This window comes from Streptomyces finlayi, from assembly GCF_014216315.1.
Classification (GTDB): domain Bacteria; phylum Actinomycetota; class Actinomycetes; order Streptomycetales; family Streptomycetaceae; genus Streptomyces; species Streptomyces finlayi_A.
On sequence record NZ_CP045702.1, the window covers coordinates 2,309,330 to 2,335,211 of the forward strand.

General features: G+C 72.0%; 17 protein-coding genes and 1 pseudogene. 8 read left to right on the top strand and 10 right to left on the bottom strand.

The genetic code is table 11. The features are described from left to right. Positions 1 to 94 precede the first annotated feature (94 nt). Positions 95 to 592, bottom strand: a complete 498-nt coding sequence (locus tag F0344_RS10380) for a MarR family winged helix-turn-helix transcriptional regulator (protein WP_258049834.1) — start codon at positions 590 to 592, stop codon at positions 95 to 97. 290 nt (positions 593 to 882) lie between these two features. On the opposite strand from F0344_RS10380, the gene F0344_RS10385 reads away from it, so the two are divergent. Beyond that, positions 883 to 1,563, top strand: a complete 681-nt coding sequence (locus F0344_RS10385; protein ID WP_374940148.1) for a polysaccharide deacetylase family protein — start codon at positions 883 to 885, stop codon at positions 1,561 to 1,563. A gap of 102 nt (positions 1,564 to 1,665) precedes the next feature. On the opposite strand, the gene lon is transcribed toward F0344_RS10385, so the two are convergent. Then, the gene (gene lon / locus F0344_RS10390) at positions 1,666 to 4,089 is read right to left on the bottom strand and encodes an endopeptidase La (protein WP_185298509.1); all 2,424 of its coding nucleotides are present in this window, start codon (positions 4,087 to 4,089) and stop codon (positions 1,666 to 1,668) included. Between the two features lie 125 nt (positions 4,090 to 4,214). Between lon and F0344_RS10395 the strand changes: the two genes are divergently transcribed. The 6 genes and pseudogenes from F0344_RS10395 (at position 4,215) to F0344_RS10420 (ending at position 12,147) form a co-directional block, all read left to right on the top strand. Beyond that, positions 4,215 to 4,799 carry an isochorismatase family protein gene (locus F0344_RS10395; RefSeq protein ID WP_185298510.1) on the top strand — a complete coding sequence of 195 codons (585 nt, stop codon included), beginning with the start codon at positions 4,215 to 4,217 and terminating at the stop codon, positions 4,797 to 4,799. 64 nt (positions 4,800 to 4,863) lie between these two features. Next, positions 4,864 to 5,121 (top strand): annotated as a pseudogene (locus F0344_RS10400) (RNA polymerase sigma factor); the annotation flags it as partial. 217 nt (positions 5,122 to 5,338) lie between these two features. Further along, on the top strand, positions 5,339 to 6,016 hold the full coding sequence (locus tag F0344_RS10405; protein WP_185298511.1) for a spermidine synthase: 678 nt from the start codon (positions 5,339 to 5,341) through the stop codon (positions 6,014 to 6,016). A 242-nt stretch (positions 6,017 to 6,258) separates the two neighbouring features. Next, a complete protein-coding gene (locus F0344_RS10410) occupies positions 6,259 to 6,996 on the top strand; it encodes a response regulator transcription factor (protein ID WP_185298512.1) in 738 nt (245 codons plus the stop codon). Then, the gene (locus F0344_RS10415) at positions 6,993 to 8,069 is read left to right on the top strand and encodes a HAMP domain-containing sensor histidine kinase (protein WP_185298513.1); all 1,077 of its coding nucleotides are present in this window, start codon (positions 6,993 to 6,995) and stop codon (positions 8,067 to 8,069) included. The genes F0344_RS10410 and F0344_RS10415 overlap by 4 nt, the downstream gene beginning before the upstream one ends. A 259-nt stretch (positions 8,070 to 8,328) precedes the next feature. Next, positions 8,329 to 12,147, top strand: coding sequence for a multifunctional oxoglutarate decarboxylase/oxoglutarate dehydrogenase thiamine pyrophosphate-binding subunit/dihydrolipoyllysine-residue succinyltransferase subunit (locus tag F0344_RS10420; RefSeq protein WP_185298514.1), 3,819 nt, complete (start codon positions 8,329 to 8,331; stop codon positions 12,145 to 12,147). A gap of 84 nt (positions 12,148 to 12,231) precedes the next feature. Here F0344_RS10420 and fxsT read toward each other — a convergent pair whose 3' ends face one another. The 8 genes from fxsT to F0344_RS10460 form a co-directional block, all read right to left on the bottom strand. Next, positions 12,232 to 15,228 carry an FxSxx-COOH system tetratricopeptide repeat protein gene (gene fxsT, locus F0344_RS10425; protein ID WP_185298515.1) on the bottom strand — a complete coding sequence of 999 codons (2,997 nt, stop codon included), beginning with the start codon at positions 15,226 to 15,228 and terminating at the stop codon, positions 12,232 to 12,234. A gap of 90 nt (positions 15,229 to 15,318) precedes the next feature. Beyond that, positions 15,319 to 16,698: an aKG-HExxH-type peptide beta-hydroxylase gene (locus tag F0344_RS10430; protein ID WP_185298516.1), complete on the bottom strand. Its 1,380-nt coding sequence runs from the start codon at positions 16,696 to 16,698 to the stop codon at positions 15,319 to 15,321. After that, positions 16,695 to 17,864, bottom strand: a complete 1,170-nt coding sequence (locus F0344_RS10435) for an FxsB family cyclophane-forming radical SAM/SPASM peptide maturase (protein ID WP_185298517.1) — start codon at positions 17,862 to 17,864, stop codon at positions 16,695 to 16,697. Before F0344_RS10435 ends, F0344_RS10430 begins: the two co-directional genes overlap by 4 nt. Before the next feature lie 229 nt (positions 17,865 to 18,093). Further along, a complete protein-coding gene (fxsA, locus tag F0344_RS10440; protein ID WP_185298518.1) occupies positions 18,094 to 18,294 on the bottom strand; it encodes an FxSxx-COOH cyclophane-containing RiPP peptide in 201 nt (66 codons plus the stop codon). 112 nt (positions 18,295 to 18,406) lie between these two features. Further along, positions 18,407 to 21,799: an SAV_2336 N-terminal domain-related protein gene (locus F0344_RS10445; protein ID WP_185298519.1), complete on the bottom strand. Its 3,393-nt coding sequence runs from the start codon at positions 21,797 to 21,799 to the stop codon at positions 18,407 to 18,409. A 7-nt stretch (positions 21,800 to 21,806) separates the two neighbouring features. After that, positions 21,807 to 22,832, bottom strand: coding sequence for an AAA family ATPase (locus F0344_RS10450; RefSeq protein WP_185298520.1), 1,026 nt, complete (start codon positions 22,830 to 22,832; stop codon positions 21,807 to 21,809). A gap of 103 nt (positions 22,833 to 22,935) precedes the next feature. Next, the gene (locus F0344_RS10455) at positions 22,936 to 24,984 is read right to left on the bottom strand and encodes a serine protease (protein ID WP_258049838.1); all 2,049 of its coding nucleotides are present in this window, start codon (positions 24,982 to 24,984) and stop codon (positions 22,936 to 22,938) included. A gap of 56 nt (positions 24,985 to 25,040) precedes the next feature. Continuing rightward, the gene (locus F0344_RS10460) at positions 25,041 to 25,523 is read right to left on the bottom strand and encodes a CU044_2847 family protein (RefSeq protein WP_185298521.1); all 483 of its coding nucleotides are present in this window, start codon (positions 25,521 to 25,523) and stop codon (positions 25,041 to 25,043) included. Positions 25,524 to 25,693: 170 nt separating this feature from the next. Between F0344_RS10460 and F0344_RS10465 the strand changes: the two genes are divergently transcribed. After that, positions 25,694 to 25,879, top strand: a complete 186-nt coding sequence (locus tag F0344_RS10465; RefSeq protein WP_003966321.1) for a DUF6104 family protein — start codon at positions 25,694 to 25,696, stop codon at positions 25,877 to 25,879. Positions 25,880 to 25,882: the final 3 nt, after the last annotated feature.

Sequence of the window (25,882 nt, forward strand, 5' to 3'; positions counted from 1 at the left end):
AAAGGGCCGCCCGGCCCACGGCCGGACAGCCCCCACACAAGATCTTCAGCAGCTTTCTAGGAGCTGCCGTGCGGAAGGCCGGGCTCGCGCCGGTTCAGTCCTCGGCCCGCGCGTTCAGCTGGTGCAGCAGCCGCGCCAGTTCGGCGACCTCGGCTCGGTCCCAGTCGGCGAGCTTGCGTACGTAGCGGTCGCGGCGGGCGTCCCGGACGCTCCGGAAGCGGGCGAGTCCCTCGTCGGTGAGGTGGACGAGCCAGGCGCGGCCGTCGGCCGGGTCGGGTTCACGGGCCACCAGGCCGAGCGCCTCCAGGGCGCGCAGCTGGCGGCTCATGGTCGCCTTGCCGACGCCGATGTAGCCGGCGAGATCGGTGGCCCGCTGCGGGCCGGCCGACTCCAGCCGTACGAGGAGTCCGTAGGCGGCGGACTCCAGATCCGGGTGCACCTCGCGGGCCATCTCGCCGGAACTGGCCCGCGCCCGGCGCAGGAACACGGCCAACTCCCGTTCCAGGGACAGGAATTCCTGGTCCGCACCACTCCCGCCGACCGCGCCGGGTTCACTCCCGCGTTCACTCCCGTGCACGTCAGCACCCCTCATACGCATTCCCGCCGATGAAAGCTTCCCTGGCCGTCGGCCATCGCCGCAGCCCGGTCAGTATTTCCCAGTTCCCCAGGGAACCGCCCGGCCGCTCCGCCCGGCCCGACGGCCCGAGGCACCTCTATACACTCTATGTATACGCGTTATGTATAGTCCTCGGCGTGCCGCACAGCCCGTGCGCGGCCGGCCTTGAGGAGTGACCTGCTGTGCCCAGAAAGACGACGTCGTCCGGTTCCGGGTTGGCTGCCGTACTGGTGACCGCGCTCACACTGGCGCTCAGTGGCTGCTCGATGGAGACCACGGCGCCCGGTTCGGCACGCCAGGACGCGGCGTCCGACGCCAAGGGCTCGTTCGGGCAGGTCGACTGCCGCAAGGCGAAGTGCATAGCGCTGACCTTCGACGCGGGTCCCGCCGAGGACACCCCGCGGCTCCTGGACACACTCAAGGAGAAGAAGGTGCCCGCGACCTTCTTCCTGCTCGGCAAGAAGCACGTGACCAAGTACCCCGACACCGTGCGGCGCATCGAAGCCGAGGGACACGAGGTGGCCAACCACACCTGGTCGCACGAGATCCTGACCGACCGGACGCCCGCCGAGATACGGGCCGAGCTGGAGAAGACACAGGACGCCATCGCGGCGATCACCGGCAGGAAGCCACGGCTGATGCGTCCGCCGCAGGGCCGCACCGACGACAAGGTCTCCGAGGTCTGCGAGGAACTGGGTCTGTCGCAGATCCTGTGGAGCGCGACCGCGAAGGACTACTCCACGAACGACTCCGCGCTGATCAGGAAGCGGATTCTCGACCAGGCGGGCAAGGACGGCGTCATCCTGCTGCACGACATATACAAGGGCACCGTGCCCGCCGTGCCGGGCATCATCGACGCGCTGAAGAAGCGCGGCTACACCTTCGTGACGGTCCCCCAGCTGATGGCTCCCGCGGAGCCCGTGCCGGGCACGGTCTACCGGCCGTAGGCGCGGAGCCCGTGGCAGCGGAACGGCCCGCCCTCCCCTCCGGGAGAACGGGCCGTCCGTACCGGCCGTGCACGTCATGCCACGCCCGTCACTGCATGACACTCACACCGCGGCCGGGACCCTCTGCTCCCGGAGCCCGGCCGAGGCCGGGGCGAGGGCGATCTCCAGCACCTGGCGGACGTCCGTCACCGGGTGGACCTCCAGACCGTCGAGGACCTCGGCCGGCACGTCGTCCAGGTCGGCCTCGTTCCGCTTGGGGATCACCACGGTCGTGATCCCGGCGCGGTGCGCGGCCAGCAGCTTCTGCTTCAGGCCGCCGATCGGCAGCACCCGTCCGGTCAGCGACACCTCGCCGGTCATCGCCACATCCGTACGGACCTGCCGGCCGGACAGCAGGGAGGCCAGCGCCGTCGTCATCGTGATTCCGGCACTCGGACCGTCCTTGGGCACCGCACCCGCCGGGAAGTGGATGTGCACCCCGCGGTCCTTGAGATCCGCGACCGGCAGTTCCAGCTCGGCGCCGTGCGACCGCAGGAAGCTCAGTGCGATCTGCGCGGACTCCTTCATGACGTCACCGAGCTGACCCGTCAGGGTCAGTCCGGACGCCCCGGTCTCAGGGTCGGCCAGCGAAGCCTCGACGAACAGCACGTCACCACCCGCGCCGGTCACCGCCAGCCCGGTCGCCACGCCCGGCACCGCGGTGCGGCGCTCGGCCGGGTCCTGTGCGGACTCGGGTACGTGGTGCGGGCGCCCGATCAGGCTCCGCAGATCCTCGTCGGTGACGGTGAACGGCAGCTCGCGCTCGCCCAGTTCGTGCTGGGCCGCGACCTTGCGGAGCAGCCGGGCGACGGCCCGCTCCAGGTTGCGGACGCCGGCCTCACGGGTGTACTCGCCGGCCAGCCTGCGCAGCGCGGACTCGTCGAGCGTGACCTCTTCCCGCTCCAGACCGGCCCGCTCCAGCTGGCGCGGGAGCAGGTGGTCGCGGGCGATGACGACCTTCTCGTCCTCGGTGTACCCGTCCAGCCTGACCAGCTCCATCCGGTCGAGCAGGGCCTCCGGGATGGCGTCCAGCACGTTCGCCGTCGCCAGGAAGACGACGTCGCTGAGGTCGAGTTCGACCTCCAGGTAGTGGTCGCGGAACGTGTGGTTCTGCGCCGGGTCGAGGACCTCGAGGAGGGCGGCGGCCGGGTCGCCCCGGAAGTCCGAGCCGACCTTGTCGATCTCGTCGAGCAGGACGACCGGGTTCATCGAACCGGCCTCCTTGATGGCGCGGACGATCCGTCCGGGCAGGGCGCCGACGTACGTACGCCGGTGGCCCCTGATCTCCGCCTCGTCCCGGACACCGCCGAGTGCGACGCGGACGAACTTGCGGCCCATGGAGTGCGCGACGCTCTCACCGAGTGAGGTCTTCCCGACCCCGGGCGGACCCACCAGCGCCAGCACGGCGCCGCCGCGCCGGCCGCCGACGACACCCAGGCCGCGGTCGGCGCGCCGCTTGCGCACCGCCAGGTACTCGGTGATCCGCTCCTTCACGTCCTGGAGTCCCGCGTGCTCGGCGTCGAGGACGCGCTGGGCGCCCGGGATGTCGTACGCGTCCTCGGTCCGCTCGTTCCACGGCAGTTCCAGGACGGTGTCGAGCCAGGTCCTGATCCAGGAGCCCTCGGGGCTCTGGTCGGAGGAGCGCTCCAGCTTGCCGACCTCCTTGAGCGCGGCCTCGCGGACGTGCTGGGGAAGGTCGGCGGCCTCGACACGGGCCCGGTAGTCGTCGGACTCGTCCTCCGGGTCCCCGTTGAGCTCGGAGAGCTCCTTGCGTACGGCGTCGAGCTGGCGCCGCAGCAGGAATTCGCGCTGCTGCTTGTCGACGCCCTCCTGGACGTCCTTGGCGATGGACTCGGCCACGTCCTGCTCGGCGAGGTGCTCGCCGAGCCACTGGATGGCGAGCTTCAACCGGGCGACCGCGTCGGCGGTCTCCAGGAGCCGCACCTTCTGGGCGGTGGTCAGGAAGGGTGAGTAGCCGGAATTGTCGGCGAGCGCGGAGATGTCGTCGATCTGCTGCACCCGGTCCACGACCTGCCAGGCCCCGCGCTTCTTCAGCCAGCTGGTGGCGAGTGCCTTGTACTCCGTGACCAGTTCCGCCGCGGAGCCGGGCAGGGGATCGGGGACGAGCACGTCGACCTTGGTCCCCTCCACCCAGAGCGCTCCGCCGGGCCCACTGGTCCCGGCACCGATCCGCACCCGGTCACGGGCCCGGATGAGCGCACCCGGGTCCCCGTCCGAGAGCCGGCCGACCTGCTCGACGGTGCCGAGGACGCCGGTCCCCGCGTAGGTCCCGTCGATACGCGGGACGAGCAGCACCTCGGGCTTGCCGCCACCGGCGCGCGCGGCGGCCTGCGCGGCCTCCACGGCGGCCCGTACCTCCGTGTCCGACAGATCGAGCGGCACCACCATTCCGGGCAGCACCACCTCGTCGTCGAGCGGCAGGACAGGCAGATCGATCGGTGTGAACGCTTTGGACTCCTTAGCCATGATCTCCCCTTCGGCAGTCAAGTTGAGCTATGCCGACTCAATGCTCCTGAGCGCCTGAATGTTCCCCAAGTCTTGTTCGCTCGCAGCGATCACTCACCTGGGGCCCGGTTCGCGATGATGGCGCCATGACCCTCTCCGGCTCTCCCCTCCAGGCCCTCCTCGTCGTGGACGTGCAGTCCGCCTTCGTCAGCGGGGCGGGCGCGGTGCCCGGGGCGGCCCTGCTCCTGGACCGGACCACCGGCCTGATCGCACGGGCCCGTGCGAGCGGGGCGCTCGTCGTCCACATCCAGAACGACGGGCCCACCGGAGCGGGCGACGAGCCCCACACCCCGGGCTGGGAACTCCACCTCCCGGTCGGGACAGGCCCCGGCGAGTCCGTCGTGCGCAAGTCGCAGGACGACGGCTTCGAGGGCACCACGCTGGGCGGCCTGCTGGTCGGCCACGGGGTGCGGGGGCTCGTCGTCTGCGGCTTGATGTCCGAGATGTGCGTCCAGGCCACGGCCCGTGGAGCCCTGGCGCGCGACTATCGAGTTGTCCTCCCGTACGACGCCCACGCGACGTACAACATTCCGGCGGCCCGAGGAATCAGTGAGGAGATCCCCGCGGCCGCGGCATCACGGGTCGCGGCGTGGGCCATCAGTAACGAGGCCGAGGTCACCACGGCCGCCGCGGACGTCACGTTCGCGCCCCTGCTCCCACCGGTCCGCTGAACCCCGGGGCACCGAAGAGCGGGACCGGTGAACCGGACGCCGTCCGGCCGTCGATAGAGCAGGTGTGAGGCTGCTGCGCCCTTCGGGGGCCGATGGGGACGACGAGGACGGCGCGCTGCTGCGTGCCGTCGCTCAAGGCGACGCGAGCGCGCTCGGCGCGCTCTACGACCGGCACGCGGGCTGGCTCCACGCCCGGCTGAGCCGGCGGTGCGGGGACCCGGAGACCGTGCGGGAGGTACTGCAGGACACCTTCGTCACGGCCTGGCAGTCCGCGGGCTCGCACCGGGGTACGAAGGTCGGCGGCTGGCTGTGGGTGATAGCGCCGTCGGAGCGGTCGCCTGCTATCTCCTCGCCCTGGCCGGAACGTTCGCGGCGACCTGGCCGTACATCGGGGCGGGCCGCCCTTCGTTCACGCTCGCGCTCGCGGACGTCTGTTTCCTGGGCCGCGGTCTCCGCAATTCGCTGGTCCCGGGCCGCCGGTCACGCAAGGATGGTCGGTCGACCCGACCGTCACCACAGGAGACCGGAGAGCCCACGTCATGTCCGCCGGCACCGCCCCCGTCACACTCGACCGCCGCGAAGGACCGTTCGGCGAAGTCGTTCTGCGTGAGCGCGGGGACGACTTCGAGATCATCGCCAACGGGTGTTTCCTCATGGACACCTCCGACGGACGGTCCGAGCGGCTGCTGATCGACGCGGCGCTCGCGGCGCTGCCCGCCGGGCGCACCGCCCCGGCCGTACTCATCGGCGGTCTCGGCGTCGGGTTCTCGCTCGTGCGGGCCGCCGGGGAGGAGCGCTGGGGGCGGATCGTCGTCGTCGAGCGGGAACAGGCGATCGTGGACTGGCACCGGCAGGGGCCGCTGGACCGGATCTCGGGACCTGCGCTGGCCGATCCGCGGACCGAGATCGTGCAGGAGGACCTCGTCGCCCACCTCCTTACGACCACGGAGCGTTACGACGCCCTGTGCCTGGACATCGACAACGGCCCCGACTGGACCGTCACGGAAGACAACGGAAGCCTCTATTCCGCGGCCGGTCTCGCGGTCTGCAAGGAGCGCCTCACGCCGGGCGGAGTCCTCGCCGTCTGGTCCGCGCAGCCCTCGTCCGCCTTCGAGCAGTCGATGCGGTATGCCGGATTCAGCGCGGTACGCACTGAAGAAGTAGCCGTTGCCCGAGGTGTGCCGGACGTGGTCCATCTCGCACTGCGGACCCACTGAGCCCCCACCGGGTACGCACATCGCCCGTATGCGACGGCCAAGCCAGACAAGGCCGACGATCCGCCCTCCCGGGGCCGCGAACTCCTCACGAAGTCCTCACACGGGGCAACACCCTGCGTAGCCGTGGGCCGTCCGCTGCCTTTACGCTTCTGACCGGCACATGGAATCTCCCACGACATTCACAAGCGAAGACCGTGCCTCCGGGGGGAATGGCTCCCGCGAGAACGGGCAGGGGCGGGGCGATGGAACAGACACACACCACCCACAACGGCGTCGCGGCCACCCCTGGTGCTCAGCGCCGGGTCCTGGTGGTCGAGGACGACTCCACGATCGTTGACGCCATTGCCGCGAGACTCCGGGCCGAGGGCTTTCTCGTACAGACCGCGCTCGACGGCCCCGCGGCCGTCGACGCGGCCGAGGCGTGGCAGCCCGATCTCATGGTGCTCGACATCATGCTCCCCGGCTTCGACGGTCTGGAGGTCTGCCGCCGCGTGCAGGCCCAGCGCCCGGTGCCGGTGCTCATGCTGACGGCGCGCGACGACGAGACCGACATGCTGGTCGGGCTCGGCGTCGGCGCCGACGACTACATGACCAAGCCCTTCTCCATGCGTGAGCTGGCCGCCCGGGTGCACGTCCTGCTGCGCCGGGTGGAACGTGCGGCGCTCGCCGCGGTGACGCCGCGCAGCGGCATCCTGCGCCTCGGCGAGCTGGAGATCGACCACGCGCAGCGCCGGGTCCGGGTGCGGGCGGACGACGTCCACCTCACACCGACCGAGTTCGACCTGCTGGTCTGCCTCGCCAACACGCCGCGCGCCGTGCTCTCGCGGGAGCAGCTGCTGGCCGAGGTCTGGGACTGGGCGGACGCCTCGGGCACCCGGACCGTCGACAGCCACATCAAGGCCCTGCGCCGGAAGATCGGCGCGGAGCGCATCCGTACCGTCCACGGCGTCGGTTACGCGCTGGAGACCTCCGCGCCATGAGCGGCCCCGGCCCCCGGCTGAGGCCGTTCTCCATCAAGGCCAAGCTGGGCACGCTCGTCGTGATCTCGGTGTTCATCACCACCGGCCTGCTGATCGTGGCCCTGCGGACCAGGACCGAGTTCCGGTTCATCACGGTGTTCTCGGTGATCGCGACCCTGCTGATCACCCAGTTCGTCGCGCACGGTCTCACCGCGCCGCTGGACGAGATGAGAGCTGTGGCCCGGTCCATCTCGCACGGCGACTACACGACACGGGTGAGCGGGGCCGGCCGCCGTGACGAGCTGGGCGACCTGGCGCAGACGATCAACCGCATGGCGGACGATCTGGAGGCCGAGGACCGGCACCGCAAGGAGCTGGTGGCCAATGTCTCCCATGAGTTGCGCACCCCCATCGCGGCGCTGAGAGCCGTGCTGGAGAACGTCGTCGACGGGGTGTCCGCCGCCGACCCGGAGACGATGCGCACGGCGCTCCAGCAGACCGAGCGGCTGGGCAGGCTGGTGGAGACCCTGCTCGATCTCTCCCGGCTGGACAACGGAGTGGTGGCGCTGAAGGCCCGCCGCTTCGAGGTGTGGCCGTATCTCTCGGGGGTGCTGAAGGAGGCCAACCTCGCGGCCTCGCGGCGGGGGCTCCCCTCCGGTTCCGGCAACTCCTCCCGGCTCGACGTCCATCTGCATCTCGACGTGTCGCCGCTCGAGCTGACGGCGCATGCCGACGCGGAGCGGCTGCACCAGGTGGTCGCCAATCTCATCGACAACGCGGTCAAGCACAGTCCTCCGCACGGCCGGGTCACCGTACTGGCCCGGCGCGGGGAGCGCCCCGAGTCGCTGGAGCTGGAAGTCGTCGACGAGGGCCCCGGCATCCCGGAGGCCGAGCGCCACCGGGTCTTCGAGCGCTTCAACCGCGGCCAGGTCCCCTCCCCGCACGGTCCGGGCAGCGACGGAGGCACGGGGCTTGGCCTGGCGATCGCACGCTGGGCGGTGGAACTGCACGGTGGCCGCATCCGCGTGGCCGAATCCGCACGCGGATGCCGGATCCAGGTCACTCTTCCGGGAGCCCCCCAGCCGCGAGGTTGACATAGAGTTCGAACCGGAAGGGCACATTCTGCGTGCACTTCCCCAGTGTGGTTGTGGTCGAGTGGCCGTAACCGCTCTGTCGCGTACCCCAGGTGCAGCGGAACCCCGCTTGTTTCCCGCCATTTCCTGTGCCGAAACCCGGCTTCCGATGTGATGTACGCGACGAACACAGGCCCGGACTGCACGTTACGGCCGGGGGGGCGTAGCCTTGATTTCCGCTGTCCATCACCTTGTGAAGCGGAAGAGGGCGGTTGCCGCCGTGTCGTCTCAGTCCCCCAGTAACTCGAGCATCTCGACCGACCAATCGGAGCAGGGTAAGAACCCTGCCGCCGCATTCGGCCCCAATGAGTGGCTCGTCGACGAGATCTACCAGCAGTACCTCCAGGACCCAAGTTCCGTCGATCGCGCCTGGTGGGACTTCTTCGCCGACTACAAGCCGGGCACGTCCGGCACGGCGGAAAAGCCCGACGCCCCAGCCGCGGAGGCTGCGGTGACGCCGGGCCCGGCCGGGCCCGCACCGACCCCGCCCACCGCCGACGCTCCGGCCGCGCAGGCCCCGGCTCCGGCCGCCGCGCCTGTCGCCCCGGCGCAGCCCCCGGCCGCGGCTCCGGCTGCCGCCGCGCCTGCCGCGCCCGCTGCCCCGGCGAAGGCCGCGGCTGCTCCGGCACCTGCCGCCGCGGCGAAGGCCGCTCCGGTGGCCGAGGCCACCGCGGGACCCGAGTACGTGACGCTGCGCGGCCCCTCGGCCGCCGTCGCGAAGAACATGAACGCCTCGCTGGAGCTGCCGACGGCCACGTCCGTCCGCGCCGTCCCGGTGAAGCTGCTCTTCGACAACCGCATCGTCATCAACAACCATCTGAAGCGCGCCCGTGGCGGGAAGATCTCCTTCACCCACCTCATCGGGTACGCGATGGTGCAGGCCCTCAAGGCCATGCCGTCGATGAACTACTCCTTCGCGGTCAAGGACGGCAAGCCGACCCTGGTCAAGCCGGAGCACGTGAACCTCGGCCTGGCCATCGACCTGGTCAAGCCCAACGGTGACCGCCAGCTCGTCGTCGCGGCCATCAAGAAGGCCGAGACGCTCAACTTCTTCGAGTTCTGGCAGGCGTACGAGGACATCGTGCGCCGTGCCCGTGTCGGCAAGCTCGGCATGGACGACTTCTCCGGAGTCACCGCCTCGCTGACCAACCCCGGCGGCATCGGCACCGTGCACTCGGTGCCCCGCCTGATGCCCGGACAGGGCCTCATCATGGGCGTCGGCGCGATGGACTACCCGGCGGAGTTCCAGGGCACGTCGCAGGACACCCTGAACAAGCTGGGCATCTCGAAGGTCATGACGCTGACCTCGACGTACGACCACCGGGTCATCCAGGGCGCCGCCTCCGGCGAGTTCCTGCGCGTCCTGAGCCAGCTCCTGCTCGGCGAGAACGGTTTCTACGACGAGATCTTCAAGGCGCTGCGCATCCCCTACGAGCCGGTCCGCTGGCTCCGGGACATCGACGCCTCGCACGACGACGACGTCACCAAGGCCGCTCGGGTCTTCGAGCTGATCCACTCCTACCGGGTCCGCGGCCACGTCATGGCCGACACCGACCCGCTGGAGTACCGCCAGCGCAAGCACCCCGACCTCGACATCACCGAGCACGGCCTCACCCTGTGGGACCTGGAGCGGGACTTCGCGGTCGGCGGTTTCTCCGGCAAGACGATGATGAAGCTCCGCGACATCCTCGGTGTCCTGCGTGAGTCGTACTGCCGCACCACCGGCATCGAGTTCATGCACATTCAGGAGCCCAAGGAGCGCAAGTGGCTCCAGGACCGGGTGGAGCGTCCGCGCCCCGCACCGGAGCGCGAGGAGCAGCTGCGGATCCTGCGCCGTCTCAACGCCGCCGAGGCGTTCGAGACGTTCCTGCAGACGAAGTACGTCGGTCAGAAGCGGTTCTCCCTGGAGGGCGGCGAGTCCGTCATCCCGCTGCTCGACGCGGTCATCGACTCCGCCGCCGAGGCCCGCCTCGACGAGGTCGTCATCGGCATGGCCCACCGCGGCCGGCTGAACGTCCTGGCGAACATCGTGGGCAAGTCGTACGCGCAGATCTTCCGGGAGTTCGAGGGCAACCTCGACCCGCGGTCGATGCACGGCTCCGGCGACGTCAAGTACCACCTGGGCGCCGAGGGCACCTTCACGGGCCTGGACGGTGAGCAGATCAAGGTCTCGCTGGCCGCCAACCCCTCGCACCTGGAGGCCGTCGACCCGGTCCTGGAGGGCATCGCCCGCGCCAAGCAGGACATCGTCAACAAGGGCGGCACGGACTTCACGGTCCTTCCCGTCGCGCTCCACGGCGACGCGGCGTTCGCGGGCCAGGGCGTCGTCGCCGAGACGCTCAACATGTCTCAGCTGCGCGGCTACCGCACCGGCGGCACCGTGCACGTGGTGATCAACAACCAGGTCGGCTTCACGGCCGCCCCGGAGTCCTCGCGCTCCTCGATGTACGCCACGGACGTGGCGCGCATGATCGAGGCTCCGATCATCCACGTCAACGGTGACGACCCGGAGGCCGTGGTCCGCGTCGCGCGGCTCGCCTTCGAATACCGGCAGACGTTCAACAAGGACGTCGTGATCGACCTCATCTGCTACCGCCGCCGCGGTCACAACGAGGGCGACAACCCGGAGTTCACCAACCCGCAGATGTACACCCTGATCGACAAGAAGCGCTCGGTGCGCAAGCTCTACACCGAGTCCCTCATCGGTCGCGGCGACATCACGCTGGAAGAGGCCGAGCAGGCGCTCCAGGACTTCCAGGGCCAGCTGGAGAAGGTCTTCGCGGAGGTCCGCGAGGCCACCTCGGAGCCGTCCCAGCCGCACGTCCCGCGCGTCCAGGCCGAGTTCCCGGTGGCCGTGACCACCGCGGTCTCCACCGAGGTCATCAAGGCGATCGCCGAATCGCAGGTGAACATCCCCGACGGGATCACCGTCCACCCGCGCCTGATGCCGCAGATGCAGCGTCGCGCCGCGTCCGTGGACAACGGCACGATCGACTGGGGCATGGGCGAGACCCTCGCCATCGGTTCGCTGCTGATGGAGGGCACCCCGGTCCGGCTCGCCGGCCAGGACACCCGCCGCGGCACGTTCGGCCAGCGCCACGCGGTCCTCGTCGACCAGAAGACCGGCGAGGACTACACCCCGCTGCTGTACCTCACCGAGGACCAGGCCCGTTACAACGTCTACGACTCGCTGCTCAGCGAGTACGCGGCGATGGGCTTCGAGTACGGCTACTCGCTGGCCCGCCCGGAGTCGCTGGTCATCTGGGAAGCCCAGTTCGGTGACTTCGTCAACGGCGCCCAGACCGTCGTGGACGAGTTCATCTCCTCGGCCGAGCAGAAGTGGGGCCAGACCTCGGGCGTCACGCTGCTGCTGCCGCACGGCTACGAGGGCCAGGGCCCGGACCACTCGTCCGCCCGCCCGGAGCGCTTCCTCCAGATGTGCGCGCAGGACAACATGACGGTGGCCATGCCCACGCTGCCGTCGAACTACTTCCACCTCCTGCGGTGGCAGGTGCACAACCCGCACCACAAGCCGCTGATCGTCTTCACCCCGAAGTCGATGCTCCGTCTCAAGGCGGCGGCGTCGAAGGTGGAGGAGTTCACCACCGGCGGTTTCCGTCCGGTCATCGGTGACGAGTCGGTCACCCCGGAGAGCGTCCGCAAGGTCGTCTTCTGCGCCGGCAAGCTCTACTACGACCTGGACGCCGAGCGCGAGAAGCGCGGGGACACCGAGACGGCGATCATCCGTCTGGAGCGTCTGTACCCGCTGCCGGGTGCCGAGATCCAGGCCGAGATCGCCAAGTACCCGAACGCCGAGAAGTACCTCTGGGCCCAGGAGGAGCCGGCCAACCAGGGTGCGTGGCCGTTCATCGCGCTCAACCTGATCGACCACCTGGACCTGGCCGTCGGCGCCGACGTCCCGCACGGTGAGCGTCTGCGCCGCATCTCGCGGCCGCGCGGCTCGTCCCCCGCGGTCGGCTCGGCCAAGCGTCACCAGGCAGAGCAGGCTCAACTCCTCACCGAGGTGTTCGAGGCCTGATCAGCCGCTGTCCGAACCGAAGGCCCGGTTCCGTGAGTCACCTCACGGAACCGGGCCTTCGGCCTGTCGGGGAGGGCGTACCGGTCAGATCATCTGGGGCTCGAAGTCCCAGAAGGGCCGGTTCCGCGAGCGGGCCGACACGGTGTGTACGTGCTGCGGGCCCAGCGTCGATCCCAGATCGCCCAGGGCCTCGCTCTCGACCTTCTCCGCCCGCAGCCGGTCCCGCAGACCGCGCAGGTCCGCCGCGTGCGCGATCCTGGCGGACAGCGTCAGCGGGTGCGTCCTGCCGAGGACCTCGGTGGCCCGGGTGACCGTCAGCTCGGTGAGCGCGGCGGCCGACTCCGGGTCGCCCACCAGGTTGCGCAGCGCCGAGGCGTTGATCGCGCAGCCCAGGGTCCAGGGGTGGTTCTCGCCCACGGACCTCGTCATATCGGTGAGGGCCTGCTCCATGAGCTGGTGGGCCTGGTCACGCTCCCCGACGTTGCGCAGGACCAGGGCGTGGTTGGAGCGCGTGCCCGCGACGTACGGGTGGCTCTCGCCGAGCATCATCAGATACCCGTTGACGACGTAATCGCTTATCGTCCTGGCCTGGTCGATGTCGCCGTGCTCGCGGGCGAAGCAGCTCTGTCCGGCCGCGAACATCAGAGTCAGCGGCCCGTGTTCGCCCAGCACCCGCTCGCCCCGTTCGAGGACCCGGGTGAACGCAGCCGCCGCCTTGCCGCGGTCGCCGGAGCGGTAGCGGCACAGGGCCAGGTTGTACTCGGCGAGCAGGGTCTGGGGCGTGTCCTCGCCCAGCGCGATCCGGTGCACACGGGCACTCTGGGCCTGGAGGGACTCCGCCTCGTTGTAGCGGCCGAGGAGCCGCAGGTCGGTGGCGTAGTTGATCTCGGAGAACAGGGTCCAGCCGTGCCGCGCCTTGAGGAGCTGGCGGCGGGCCTCCAGCGTGCGCCGGTTGAGCTCCAGGGACTCCTCGTACCGTCCGAGCAGCCGCAGGGAGATGGCCAGGTTGTTCTGGGCGTTGATGGTACGGGCGTCCTGGTCACCGAGGACCTCGCGGTAGGCGCCGAGAAGCCACGTGGAGAGCTCAAGCGCCTCGTCGTAGCGGCCCAGACCGCGGAGGTCGGCGGCGAGGCCGTTGGCGGCCCGCAGGTGCTCCAGGTCCTGCGGACCGCGTTCGGTGCGCAGATGGTCGACGACGGCCCGCTCCATGGCCTCCGTCCCGGCGTAGTCCCCCACGGCCCGTAGCAGGTTGGCGTAGTTGTAGCTGAGGTCCCACACCCGGGGATGGGTCTCACCGAGCAGGTCCCGCCAGGCGGTCATGGCCCGTTCGCCGAGCTTGATGCCCGCCCGGTACTCCCCGGAGAAGTACATGTAGCGCAGGCAGTTGAGGACGAGGGCCTGGACGGCGGGGTCCCTGCTCTCGAGGACCTCGGCCCACTTCAGGTGCGGGGTGATCTCGGCGTACGCGGGCCAGTACATGGCGTCGATGGGGCGCCCGGGGTCCGCGGCCGCCAGAGCCTTGCGGACGACGTCGATGAATTCCTGCCGGTCCCGGGCGGGCATGTCGGTGCCGACGATCTTGTGGACCATGCGGTGCAGATAGACCGACTCACCGGCGGACGAGGCCTCCTCCACCGAGGACTCGTGGGACTCCAGTCGTACGACGGAGTACTGGCGCAGCTGGCCGATCGCCTTGTTCCACAGCAGCGGATCGTTCATCAGCCCAGCGAGCTGTTCGGGCAGATCACCCGGCGGCATCTCCCTGAGGAGGCGTACGGGGATGGAGCCCGGGGCGAAGAAGCTGCACAGCCGCAGCAGGTCCACGGACTCGGGGACGGTCTCCTTGAGCTTGTTCAGCAGTATCGACCAGGCGGTCTGGAAGGCCAGCGGGAAGTCCGCGGACACCTTGACCACGTCCTGGTCGATGCCGCCTTCGAGGAGTTCGATGTACTCCGCGACCGACATGTCGGAGTCGTTGAGCCAGCCTGCCGTCTGGTCGAGGAGCAGCGGGAGGTCTTCCAGCGCGTTCGCCAGCTGATCGGCCTCGGTGTGCGTGAGACGCGGGGCACGGCGGCGGATGAAGGAGACCGATTCACCGCGGTCGTAGACCGGAACCTCCACCAGGTGGCTGTTGTGCTCGCGCCATTCGGGGTTGCGGGAGGTGATCAGGACATGACCAGGACCGGTCGGTACGAGGTCCCCGATCTGGTCGGGCTCGTCGGCGCCGTCCAGGATCAGCAGCCAGTGGGAGTGCGGCCGGCCCCGCCGCAGCGAGTCACGGACGGCGCGCAGCCGCTCCCCGTACTCGGCGCCGGTGACCAGGCCCAGTTCCGGGGCGAGTTCGGCGAGGCGCTGGCGGTAGAGGGCGCGGCGGTCGGCGGGCACCCACCAGACCACGTCGTAGTCGGAGCCGAAGCGGTAGACGTACTCCGCCGCCAACTGCGTCTTGCCGACACCCGACATGCCGTGCAGCGTGACGACCCCGGCGCCCTGGCCCGCGCTCTGGAGTGCGTGGTACGCCTCGCTGAGCAGGCCCTCACGGCCCGTGAACCGGGTGTTGCGGCGGGGTACTCCGCCCCACACCTCAGGGGTGTCGGCGGGGAAACGCGCTCCTGGCCGCCCGCCGTCCGTGCGGGGCAGTGGGTCCGTGGGCAGGTCGAGGTGGGCGAGCAGGCGCCGCTCCGCCTCCTCCTCCCCTACGTTGGTCAGTTCGGCGGCGCCGAAGACCGAGGTGGCGCCGGGCAGCGCGGAGGTGGTCACGGAGACGGCGGCGAAGCGCTCCGACTCCGGGGCGACCACGGTGCGCAGCGCCCGGTTCCACTCGTCGTGGCTGCGGGGGCCCAGCTGGAAGTACCAGTCGCTGAGGACGACCAGGATGCGGCCGGGGGCGAGCATCAGATCGCGCAGCTCGTCCTCGAGCGTGGCCCCCGCCTGGGGATCCCACCGCTGGTGGACGACCCGTACACCACGCCGTTCGAGACGGTCGCCGATCCAGACCGCCCAGGCCCGGTTGAACCCGGCGAAACTAATGGTGACGGATTGCGTCCCCGTTGCTCCAACTTGCTTACGCGCTACGGGCATTCAACCGTCTCCCTGCATCGTTTCAAGCCTAATCAACATACACGGACGACCGGACGGGTCCGCATGTTCCCGCAGCACGGACGTGCCTGTTCACCGTCGTTTCGCGTCGTTCCTCTGCTGCCATATCACCCGGGCCGTACGGACATACGCCCGCGCCCGCGCCTGATGCCCCGTTGGAGCCGGAGATTCCGCCAGACGGTGGTAGAGCGTGATCAACTCGTTGACGATCACCCGCCCCTCGGGGGTCAGGGCCCCGGACCCGGCCAGGACGGGCAGCACGGCGCCCACCTGTTCGCGTCTGCGGGCGTGTTCGGACCAGGCCAGGTCCCGCTGGTCGGTGCGTTCCGCGCCGAGTGCGCACTGCTGCCAGAAGTCGGCGAGCGCCGCATGGGACACGGCGCCCTGGAGGAGCCCGTCGAAGGGCCGGGGGTCGGGCCGCCACGGTGCGAAGTACCGGGCGTCGGGGCCCTCGTGGTGCAGGGGGGCCATGGCGCTCAGTGCGGCGATCTTGGTGTGCTGGAGCTCGTGCACGAGGGTGGAGGCGAAGTGGGCGGAGGTGGCGGGCCGGCTGCTGAGTACGGCGCCGAACGCCTCACGCCGGGTGCCGCTGCAGTGTGCCGCGCTGGTTCCGCTCGGCCCGGAACCGGGCGGCGGGGCGAGTGGCACCAGACAGCGCAGCAGAACGGCGGCCTCGGCCAGCCGCTGGTGGCCGCCGGTCCGCAGCTCGGCCGCCGTGCCCGCCCAGGCCTGTGCCCAGCCCGTGCGCTCCGGGCCCTCGACACGGACCGCCGCGCCCAGCCCGTGCGGCCCGGGGCCGGCCGTACGGTACGGGTCGAGGTCGTCCATGGGGACGGGGGCGGCGCCGGACAGCAGCGGCGGCAGGGTGCGGGTGGACCGCCAGCGCGGGTCCCAGGAGCGCGCGGCACCGGCGTCGAGCTGTACGACCACCTCCGCGGGCCCCGTCTGACGTAACGTCACCTCCGTCGCGTCCGCGCTGACACCCACCTCGCCCGGCCGGACGTCCAGCGCTCCGACGGTGGGGAACGACAGCACCGGTCCGGGGGAGACGATCCGCGTGGTGAAGCTCAGCCCGGCGCGGATCGCGGCGGCCACCGCCAGCGCCCCGAAGTGCGCCAGGTCGGCGCGCAGTTCGGGTCCGGGGGCGGCTCCGGTGAGACCGCGCAGACAGCGCAGGGCCCACGGGCCGACGAGCGGGTAGAGCAGTACGGAGCGGGCGGCGGCCCGGTCGGCACCGTCGGCCGCCTCCAGGAGGGCCCAGTCGGTGGCGACGCGGTGACGCAGCTCCGGAGGGCAGACGGGGTCCGGTGCCTGGGCCGCGGCGTCGAGCAGGGCGCGCAGGAGCACGAACCGGCGGGTGTCCTGGTCGCGTACGAGGAGGCCGAGGGTGTGCGCGTCGCCTTCCGTGCGGCCCAGCGCGCGCAGCGCGCCTTCGGGCAGCGCGGGACTCACGGGGGGTCTCCCGCGGCCGCCTCTGCCAGGTGGCGGGCGATATGGCGGATCAGCCGGTCGAGGTCGGCGCAGTAGACGGAAGGGTGGGTGAAGCCGTGCCCCGCGCGGTAGCGGTGGGCGTAGTGGCCGCCGCCGCAGACCGTGAGCAGCGGGCAGCCGCGGCAGACCGGCGCGAGCGCACCGGCGCCCGCCTGACGGGCGGCGACGCCGGGGTGGCGCAGCGCCTCGTCGAAGGTGTGGCGGAAGACGTCGAGCCCGGTGGCCGCCGCCGTGTCGTAGGCGGACTTGAGCGAGTCGACCTGCTCGATGGCTCCGTCGGTCTCCACCACGACTGCGTTGAGCGGATCGAGCCCGAGGGACTCGGTGGCTGCGGGCAGCCCGAGCAGCAGCGCGAGGCACTCCTCGAAGAGACGGATCCGGGTCTCGCGGTGCCCGGCCGGCCACCAGCGGTCGAAGACGGCGCACAGCCAGTCGCCGTACGGGGTGGGCCGGCCGGAACCGACGGGCCGGGCCGGGGGTTCGGCGCCGGCGGGCAGGCCGGGCGGCGGTGCGGTCCAGTTGCCGTGCGGGAGCAGCAGGTCCAGGGCGGGAGGCCGCAGGGTGAGCAGCGACTCGTACATCTCGACCGGGTCGGTGCGCGGGTCGACGACGGTGAGGATGCCCGCGTACGCCTGCGGATACCGCTCGGCGAGGAGCCGGGCGCCGCGCGAGGCTGCGGGCCAGGAAGGGCGTCCCGCATGGTCCAGGCGCTGGGTGTTGTGGGCGGCCAGGCCGCCGTCGAGGCTGATGCCGACGCGTATGCCGTGCCGGGCGAGGGTCGCGACGCGCGCGTCGGTGAGCAGGGTGGCGTTGGTCTGCACGGTGGTGCGGACGGCGCAGGTGCCGGGGACGCGTGCGCGGACCCGTTCGGTGAAGCCGGCGAGCAGGTCCGCGCCCGCGAGCAGGGGTTCGCCACCGTGCAGGACGAGGGCGGCCTCCCGCAGCCGGTGGGTCTCCGCGTGCTCACCGATGCGGGCGGCGGTCCGGTCCAGGACGGCGGGCGACGCGGCGGCGGGGCGGTCGCGCCAGGTGTCGTCCGGGCCCTCGTAGAGGTAGCAGTACCGGCAGGCCAGATTGCAGCGGCCGTGCACCTTGACGATGAACTGTCCGAAAGGAACGGGGCTCACGGGGCCGCTGCGCGGAGCCGCGCCAGAGGTCGCCTTCCGGGACACTCCGGCACCCCCATGCTCTCCGGGCCCGCGTACGGCCCCTCGTACGACCCCCGCCACGGGTCCGGGGCGGGTATCCCTGCCCCGGGACCGGCGCAGACGCCGCCGCCCGAGCACGGCCGGCTCCCAAGGACTCCCCGGCCGGAACCGGCCGGGTGGCCCTGCGGGGCGGCGGCCCGCGCCCCGTTCAGAAGGCGCTGTTGAAGCCCCACAGCGTCTCCCGCGGCTGCTCGGCCCGGTCCCGCAGGTCAGCGACCACCGCCGAGAGCACGGGATGGTCGAGGGTCCGCAGGGTGGCAAGGTCGAGCCCGAGCAGATCCGGCAGCGGGTCCGGAGCACTCTCCTGACCGGCGTGTGGCGCGGTGTTCTCACATGTCGACTGGCTCATCACGACTCCCCGTTGCTGTCGTACCCGGTTCGCGGCCGTGCGCCCGCCCGTGGACGCACACCTCTGACGTACTCACCGTTGAACACAGCTCCGAACGCTCGCCGTCGAACGCTCATTGCCCCAGCGCGAGCAGCCGCCCCTCGGTCGACTCGCCCGCCGCGCCGCCGCCGTCCGGCAGCTTGCGCCACTCCTGGCGGGCAGCCCGGTACGCGTCGCGCGCGGCTCTGGGGCGTCCCGCCTTCTCATAGGTCATACCCCGCCAGTGATTGGCTATAGCACCCAACTCCACCGCCTCTGCGCGTTCTTGTGGACCGTCCAGCTCCGCTTCGGCGGTCCTGGCGGACTCGGCCGCGTCACGGAACGCCTCCGCCGCCTCGTCGAGCCGGGCCGGACGCCGGAGCACGCGGGAGGCGTCGAGATGGGAACGGCCCAGCTCCAGCCAGCACCGCGCCGCCACCAGCGGATCGCGCGCCTCCTGCGCGGCCAGTCCGAACAGATGCTCCGCCTCCCGCAGGTCCACCCGGTCCTCGGTGGCGCGGTGGCGCAGCATCACGGCCCGCCCGAGGGCCAGCAGCCGGTCAGCCTGGCGCGGGCTGCCCGCAGCCGTCTCCGTACGGCAGTCGCGCAGCACCCGCACGGCCGAGCCGATGTGCGCGCGCCCGTCGGGGAGTTCGGCTCGGCGCAGCAGGGCGTTCCCCCATTCCGCGAGGAGGTCGGCGTGGTCCTTGGAGTCGCGGGGAACACCGCGTGCGGCCCGGGTGAACCAGTCGGCCGCCGTGACCAGTTCGGCCGGGTCGCCGCCCTGCTCGTACCGTGCGACGTGGACGCGGCCGGCGCGGGTCTGGAGCAGGGCGCGCATCCGCTGTTCCCGTACGGTCTCCAGGGCCTGTTCGATCAGGGTGGCCGCCTCGTCGGGTGCGTCCCCGCAGCTCAGCAGGGCGTCCACCAGGTCCAGCAGGACCCGCACCTGCGTGCCGGTCGTGTGCTGGGCACCGCTCGGGGCGAACGCCTTGCGCAGCGAGCGGGCGGCCTGGCGGGCGTACACCCGCGACTGTTCGGTGTCCTTGGTCGCACCGGTCAGCCGCAGCAGGACGCGGCCGTGGGTCAGCACGAGACTCGTGGGGCGGTTCTCCTGGTCGGGCCACACGTCGGCGAACGCCTCCAGCATGCCGACGGCCGCCTGGAGCAGGGCGGTGTCACCGCCGAGCCGCCACTGCGCCTCCAGGGCCCGCACCCGCTCCAGTGTGAGCCGCAGGGCCTCCGCCGGGTCCAGACCGGGTGCCGCGCAGGCCACGGTGTACTCCCGGTCCGCGCGCCGCAGCAGATCCAGGGCGCCGCGCCGGTCCCCGCGCCGGCGCCGGTCGTCGGCCGCGGCGTGCAGCACCTTGGCCAGGACGGCCCGCTCGCGTACGGCCCCGGGGTGAGCGGCGGCCCGCTCGGCGGCGTCCTCCGACTCCCGGAGCAGCTCACTGCCGCCCTGCACCTCCCAGAGCCGCAGCAGACAGCGCGCGTACTCGGCCCACAGCGCCGGGTCGGAGACCGACACCTGGTCACGGTAGGTGGCGCCGCGCAGCAGCTGTACGGCGTCGATCAGATACTGCACCATGCTGTCCGACTCGAACTGCCGCAGCAGCGCGCGGGCCCTGACCACGGCCGTGGCGGTGGCCGGGTCGGGGTCGTGGCGTCCGCGCCGCTCGCCGTAGTACGCGAACTGCTCGGGCAGCGGCATGAACCGCTCAAGGACGCGGGCGGCCACCTCCGCGAAGGGGTGCGGGGCGCGGGGGCCGCCGTTCTCGCCTTCGCCGTCCGGTTCCGTGTCGCCGGTCTCGGCCTCCGGCCCGGCACCGGCCGGACGGCCCGTGCGGTACGCGGAGCCGGTGCGGGCGTCGCCCAGCTGGGCCAGGGCCAGCGCGGGGAAGTTCGGGCCTGCCTTGCCGAACCGCTGCTCGATGTACTCCGAGCAGTGCTTGAGCACGAGCAGGGCCTCGTCCCGGCCGAGCGGCCCGAGCAGCGCCTCCTGGACGCCGGGCGTGAACTCGTACCACTGCCCGCCCTCCGCGCCGTCGTCCCTGCTGCGCGTCAGGAGTCCGCTGAGCAGCACCTCGGCCAGCTCGGAGGGGCCGGAGTCCGGCAGCATGGTCCGCTGCACCAACTGCATCACCGGCAGGCAGAGCGGGGCTGCGGCGAGGTAGACGGCCAGCTGTCCGGCGGCCGGGGAGGCCGCCGAGCGGAAGCGGCTGACCAGCTGGAGCGAGGAGGGGCGGCTGCCGGTGCGCGCCGGTGTGGCCGCGGGCTGGTCGGCGCGGACCCAGCCGACGGCGCCGCAGATGCGTCCGCCTCCGGTCCCGGCGAGCAGTCCGGCCCAGGCGGCCAGGGCACCGGCCACCGGTGGCAGCACGGGTACGGCCAGGGCGCCGGCGTGCGGCTTCGGGAGCCCTCCGGCGTCCCCGGCGACCTTGATCAGGGTTCCGGCGCTGCCCTCGCCCCGGGACAGGACCCCGTAGGTGACGGGGAGCCCGGTGCGGTTCCACATGCGCTGCGGCAGCGGTTGCAGGACGGCGGTGGGGGCCTGGCGGGCGAGGTGGTGCAGCAGCCGGTGGGCCTGCCCGCTGTGCCAGACGGGCCCGGCGCAGTCACTGACCAGGACCGTGACCCGGCGGCCCGTGGGGTCGCTGAGCCGGTCGGCGGAGTGCAGCGGCGCGGCGCCCGGGTCGGGGCTGCGGCTCACGGCGGGCGCACCGTCGGGCCCCTGGTGCAGATAGCGGACCTGGACGTCCCGGAAGGCACCCAACTGGCTGAAGATCTGCTGGAACTCGATGAACATCCGGTCCCAGACCCGCATGGAGGACGAGGCGTCCATGACGAACTGGAGGAGGGCGTCCGCGCGGGCCACTCCACGGAACACCGGAATGATCAGCCCTCCGGCGCGTGCGCTGAGTTCCGCGGTCGCCACCTCGTCGAGCCTGGTGCGCAGGGGCGGCGCGGCCGTCCGGTAGCGCTGCAACGGGCGCAGCGAGCGCTGGAGTTCGAGCAGTCCGGGCAGGGCGGGCGCCGCCGGAACGCCGAGTGGGAGGGCGGACGCACCGCCCGCACGGCCCACCCGTGGCGTATCGCCGCCCGGGCGGTCCCGGCCGTCGGTGCGCGAACCGTGCGGGACGGGGTGCAGGGAGATGCGCCGGTCGGCGCCCGTGCGCTCCGGCCGCCGCGGAGCCTCGTCCCGCGGCACCGCGCCCTGCCCGCGCACCCGGTCACCGGAGCGCTCGGCGGGCCCGGTGGCCGCGGTCCCGCCCGGCGGGGTGGCGGGCGAGGCCGGTCCCCCGTCGGCGCCTTCCGGGGACGCACCGGGGACGCGGCTCCACCGGGCCAGCCAGAGGGCGTCGCAGAGCTGCTCGGCGTCCGGGTCGAGCCCGCCTTCGCGGAGGCGGGCGACGAGCGCGGTCAGCAGGTGCCCGTCGGGACGCTCCGGACCCCCGTCCGGTCCGTGCCGTGACGTGACGTCGGGCATCAGTGCATCACCTCGGCCGGTCGAGTCGCTGGATGAGCAGGTCGGCGAGGCGGTCACGGCCGGCCGGGGCGGCGGCGTCGGTGAGGTAGATCGCGTTCAACAGCTGGTCGGTGGCGAGGAGTTCGCCGCGTGAGCGCTCCAGGAAGTGGGTGATGAGGTCGTTCCCCGAGCGGGCGGCCTCCTCGCCGAGGTGCGCGCGGACGAACGTGGCGAGCCGCTGGTGGTCGGGGCGGCCGAGCTCCAGATGGATGCAGCGCCTCATCAGCGGGGCGGGGAAGTCGCGCTCGCCGTTGCTCGTGAGGACGATGAAGGGGAAGGCCGAGCACTGCACCCGGCCGCCCTTGATGGCGACCTTGTTGCCGTCGTTGTCGAGGACCGTCGCCTCGCCGTCGGGCAGCCGGTCGGCGATCCGTTCCAGCTCCGGAATGGCGAACTCGCCCTCCTCCAGCACGTTGAGGAGGTCGTTGGGCAGGTCGATGTCGCTCTTGTCCAGCTCGTCGATGAGCAGTACCCGCGGCCGGTCCGACGGCAGCAGCGCCGTGCCGAGCGGCCCGAGCCGGATGTAGCTGCCGATGCCGTCCGTCGGGTCGGCGCCGGGCGCGGCGACGGTCCCGCCGTGGGCCGCGATCTGGACGTCCTGGAGCCGGGCGATGGCGTCGTAGTGGTACAGCCCGTCGAGCAGGGTGGAGCGGCTGACGACGGGCCAGCGCAGGACGCGGCCGAGGCCGAGTTCATGGGCGACCGAGTGGGCCAGGGTGCTCTTTCCGGCGCCGGGGCTCCCGGTGACCAGCAGCGGCCTGCGGAGGTAGAGCGCGGCGTTGATCATTTCGAGTTCCTCGGCGCCCGGCCTGTGCAGTTCGGCCATGTGCCGGTTGCTGCCCAGCCGCCGGTCGGCGGAGCCGTCCGGCCCGCCGCCCTCGGTGGTGCCGCGACCCGCGAAGTCCCGCCAGGGCGGTGGCGGGGGCAGCCGCTCCACGCCCTCGTGCGGTTCGCCGGCCCCTCGGTAGATGAGCCACTCACTTGGTTCACTCATAGCGTTCCTCGTCGTCGCTCGTCCACCGGAGGGGCCGTTGCCGGGCGTGCTTCACGGTAGCGAGCCGACGCACGCTCCGTAAGGGGCGGGCCGGAGCCTGCGGTCATGGCGCCTCCAGGAGCTGTTCGGTTCCGGGCAGGGGCTGGTGCGGATCGTCGTAATAGAGCGTCAAGCCGTCCGACCAGAACGTCTCGATCCTCCCCGCATGCACACCCTTCCTCAACTCATGCACTTTGTAAGGCAGTTGCTCAGTCGTACGGGTTCCCTCCACCGTGTCGGCCGCGCGCCGGTGGAACTCCGTACAGACCGCGCCGCCTCCTGCGCCGCGCCGTCGCCACAGCGCCACGCCGAAGCCGCTGTCCAGCAGCCGGTCGAGCCCCGCCGCGGCGTCGGGCCGGGCGTCCGCACCGTAGTGGCACAACAGGGGGACCGTGCCGTACGCCAGGGCGCGCAGGGTCTCGGACTCCGGAACGCGCAGGGTGATCCCGTCGTCGCAGTCGAGGGCCTGGGCGCGCATCGCGGCCGCCCCCGTGCGGTTCCAGCGCGCCTTGCGCTCCTTCAGCCACTCCTCGCTCCTCGGAGGCTGGTCGGAGCGGCGGACCACGACCGGGCGTACGGCTCCGAGCGGCGGATCACCGGGCGTCAAACGCCAGTCCGCCACGTCCAGGTCGAGCAGCGACCGGCCGACCCCGACCTGGAGCACGGCGGGTCCCTCCGGGGCGTCGCAGCGCCGGAACGCCTCGGTCAGCGGTGCCCCGAGGCGCCCGGGCAGATCGGCCAGGGTGGTGCCCCGGACGTCCTCCGCCACGGGCAGGAAGTCCCCGAGGGTGTCGCCGACACTGACGCGCCAGTCGTAACGGCCCTGTTCCCAGCCACGCAGTTCCAGCGCCAGCAGCACGAAGAGCCGCTCCCTGTGCCGGGCCGGGCCGGCCGGTGCCGCGGCGGGCCCGCGGTGCCCGTCCGGGCGGTGGCGGGCCGCCCCCCACAGCACGGCCAGCTCCTTGCGGAAGGCCCTGGAGAGATGGTCGTCCGCCATCCTGCGGACCCACTCCCACAGGGACTGCGCCGCGCCCGTGGCGGGCGGGTGGCCGTAGGGCCGGTCGGCGGCGATGACCGCCATGCAGTAGCGCAGGACCAGTTCCAGCGCGCCGTCGCCGTCGCGCACCTCGTACAGCGCGCCGAGGCCGTCGCGCCAGCCGCGCGGTGCGGGGCGGTGGTCGCGCGCCTGGACGCCCGGGAGACCGTCCAGGAGATCGAGCAGGCCGCGGGTACTGACCGGCGGCGGGAATGCGGCGAGCCGGCCGAGCAGGTCGATGCGCTGCTTCGGGCTGAGGGCGCGCCCCGGTCTGGCCGGGAGTTCGCTCTGGGTGTCGGCCCAGGTCCGCTCGGTGCCGGCGGGGCTGTTGTGCCGGTCGGCGTGGTACCGGTCGTGGGCGTGGAAGACGGCCTGGTACGTGTCGGCGTGCGGCTCCTCGCGGGCCGGGCCCGGGACCGGCATGGTGCGCAGCCGTTCGATGCCGATGGCGGTGCCGCCCTGCTCGCCGTCGAGCCGTGACTTGAGGACGCCGACCACCTCGCCCCGGGCGAGGTCGACGACCGGCCCGCCGGACATCCCGGGTTCCAGCCAGTCCCCGCCCAGCCGGATCTGCTGCTCGGCGTCGGCCGGCCCGCCGAACATGCCCTTCACCGTGCAGTCGCCGGTCACCGCGGCCAGTTGCCCGTCGCGCGCACCGGCCCAGCCGACGTAGTGGACCGTGCCGCCCGGGAGCATCGCCGCCGGTCGCTCGGTGACGTACACGCAGGCGTGGTCGACCGGCCGCAGCAGCCGGATGAGGGCCAGATCGGGCGCGGCCCAGCCGACGGGCGGGCGCGGCCCCTGCGCGCCGGGCCGGCCGTGCCCGCTTGTCCCGGTCTCGGGCAGCGTCGCGACGACCGTGCCCGCGACAGACATCTCGGCGGCGCTGTCGCGGTCCGTCCTGAACACCACGTCCACTTCGCGCCCCTCCCCCTGCATCGCGACGTGCGCGCATGTGAGGACCCAGCTCGGGGCGATGAAGAAGCCGCTGCCGAGAAAGCCCCTGCCGGTTCCGTCAGGGGCATACCCGGGCTCCGGCCGATGGATGCGTACGGTCGCCGCCATCACGAGGTTCATCAGGGCGAGCGTGGTCCGGTCCCAGACGCCCTCTGCGCCCCCTCCGGCCGCCCCCGTCATGAGCCGCTGCCGCCGGACGCGGGGGCGCCGCCCGGATGCGCCGTTGCGCCGGTGGGCGCCCCGGCTGACGGTCCACCGGCGGGTGCGCCCGCGGCCTGCGGTGGAACGGCCGGCGGTTCGACGGGCGGTCCGCCGCCGTTCCAGGTGAGCGTGACCTTGATACCGCCCTTGGCCTCGCCGTCGGCGAGCAGTCCGACGACCTTGCCGGCCCTGGCCGTGAGCTCGATGCCGAACTCCACGCTGACCTCGTCGGGCCGCACGGCCCGCAGGGGCTCGGCGAGCGACCGGGCGACGCTGCTCACGACGCCCGTCAGGCTCTCCACCCTGGCCTGCACCTGGTCGGCGAGATCCGCGTAGCCGATGTCCGTATAGGCCAGGCCACCGGCCGGCGGCTCCAGTTCCTCCCCGGAGACGCGTGCCCAGACCGGTGTTCCGTCCGGCATCTCAATGCGCGTAATACGGGCCCCACCGTCGACCATGACACCCCCCGTTCCCCAACTCCCCGCAGGTTAGCGGGAGTACGCGGCCCGTGCGAGAGGTGCGAGGGAGGATGCCGGGGCGCCGGGGGACGGTTCCCGGCCATGTTCCGTCCGGGCACGCCATACCCTGGTGGGGACATCACTGTTCCCGACCGGAGCGAGCGCAGCACATGTATTTCACCGATCGTGGCATCGAGGAGCTGGAGAAGCGGCGCGGCGAGGAGGAGGTCACCTTCGAGTGGCTGGCCGAGCAGCTGCGTACGTTCGTCGACCTCAACCCCGACTTCGAGGTCCCGGTCGAGCGCCTCGCCACCTGGCTGGCCCGGCTGGACGACGAGGACGACGAGGACGCGTAAGCC

Bases quoted from the DNA above. Each gene is read 5' to 3' on its own strand.
- F0344_RS10380 (WP_258049834.1), bottom strand. From the start codon at position 592: ATGAGGGGTGCTGACGTGCACGGGAGTGAACGCGGGAGTGAACCCGGC.
- F0344_RS10385 (WP_374940148.1), top strand. From the start codon at position 883: ATGGAGACCACGGCGCCCGGTTCGGCACGCCAGGACGCGGCGTCCGAC.
- lon (WP_185298509.1), bottom strand. From the start codon at position 4,089: ATGGCTAAGGAGTCCAAAGCGTTCACACCGATCGATCTGCCTGTCCTG.
- F0344_RS10395 (WP_185298510.1), top strand. From the start codon at position 4,215: ATGACCCTCTCCGGCTCTCCCCTCCAGGCCCTCCTCGTCGTGGACGTG.
- F0344_RS10405 (WP_185298511.1), top strand. From the start codon at position 5,339: ATGTCCGCCGGCACCGCCCCCGTCACACTCGACCGCCGCGAAGGACCG.
- F0344_RS10410 (WP_185298512.1), top strand. From the start codon at position 6,259: ATGGAACAGACACACACCACCCACAACGGCGTCGCGGCCACCCCTGGT.
- F0344_RS10415 (WP_185298513.1), top strand. From the start codon at position 6,993: ATGAGCGGCCCCGGCCCCCGGCTGAGGCCGTTCTCCATCAAGGCCAAG.
- fxsT (WP_185298515.1), bottom strand. From the start codon at position 15,228: ATGCCCGTAGCGCGTAAGCAAGTTGGAGCAACGGGGACGCAATCCGTC.
- fxsA (WP_185298518.1), bottom strand. From the start codon at position 18,294: ATGAGCCAGTCGACATGTGAGAACACCGCGCCACACGCCGGTCAGGAG.
- F0344_RS10445 (WP_185298519.1), bottom strand. From the start codon at position 21,799: ATGCCCGACGTCACGTCACGGCACGGACCGGACGGGGGTCCGGAGCGT.
- F0344_RS10450 (WP_185298520.1), bottom strand. From the start codon at position 22,832: ATGAGTGAACCAAGTGAGTGGCTCATCTACCGAGGGGCCGGCGAACCG.
- F0344_RS10455 (WP_258049838.1), bottom strand. From the start codon at position 24,984: ATGAACCTCGTGATGGCGGCGACCGTACGCATCCATCGGCCGGAGCCC.
- F0344_RS10460 (WP_185298521.1), bottom strand. From the start codon at position 25,523: ATGGTCGACGGTGGGGCCCGTATTACGCGCATTGAGATGCCGGACGGA.
- F0344_RS10465 (WP_003966321.1), top strand. From the start codon at position 25,694: ATGTATTTCACCGATCGTGGCATCGAGGAGCTGGAGAAGCGGCGCGGC.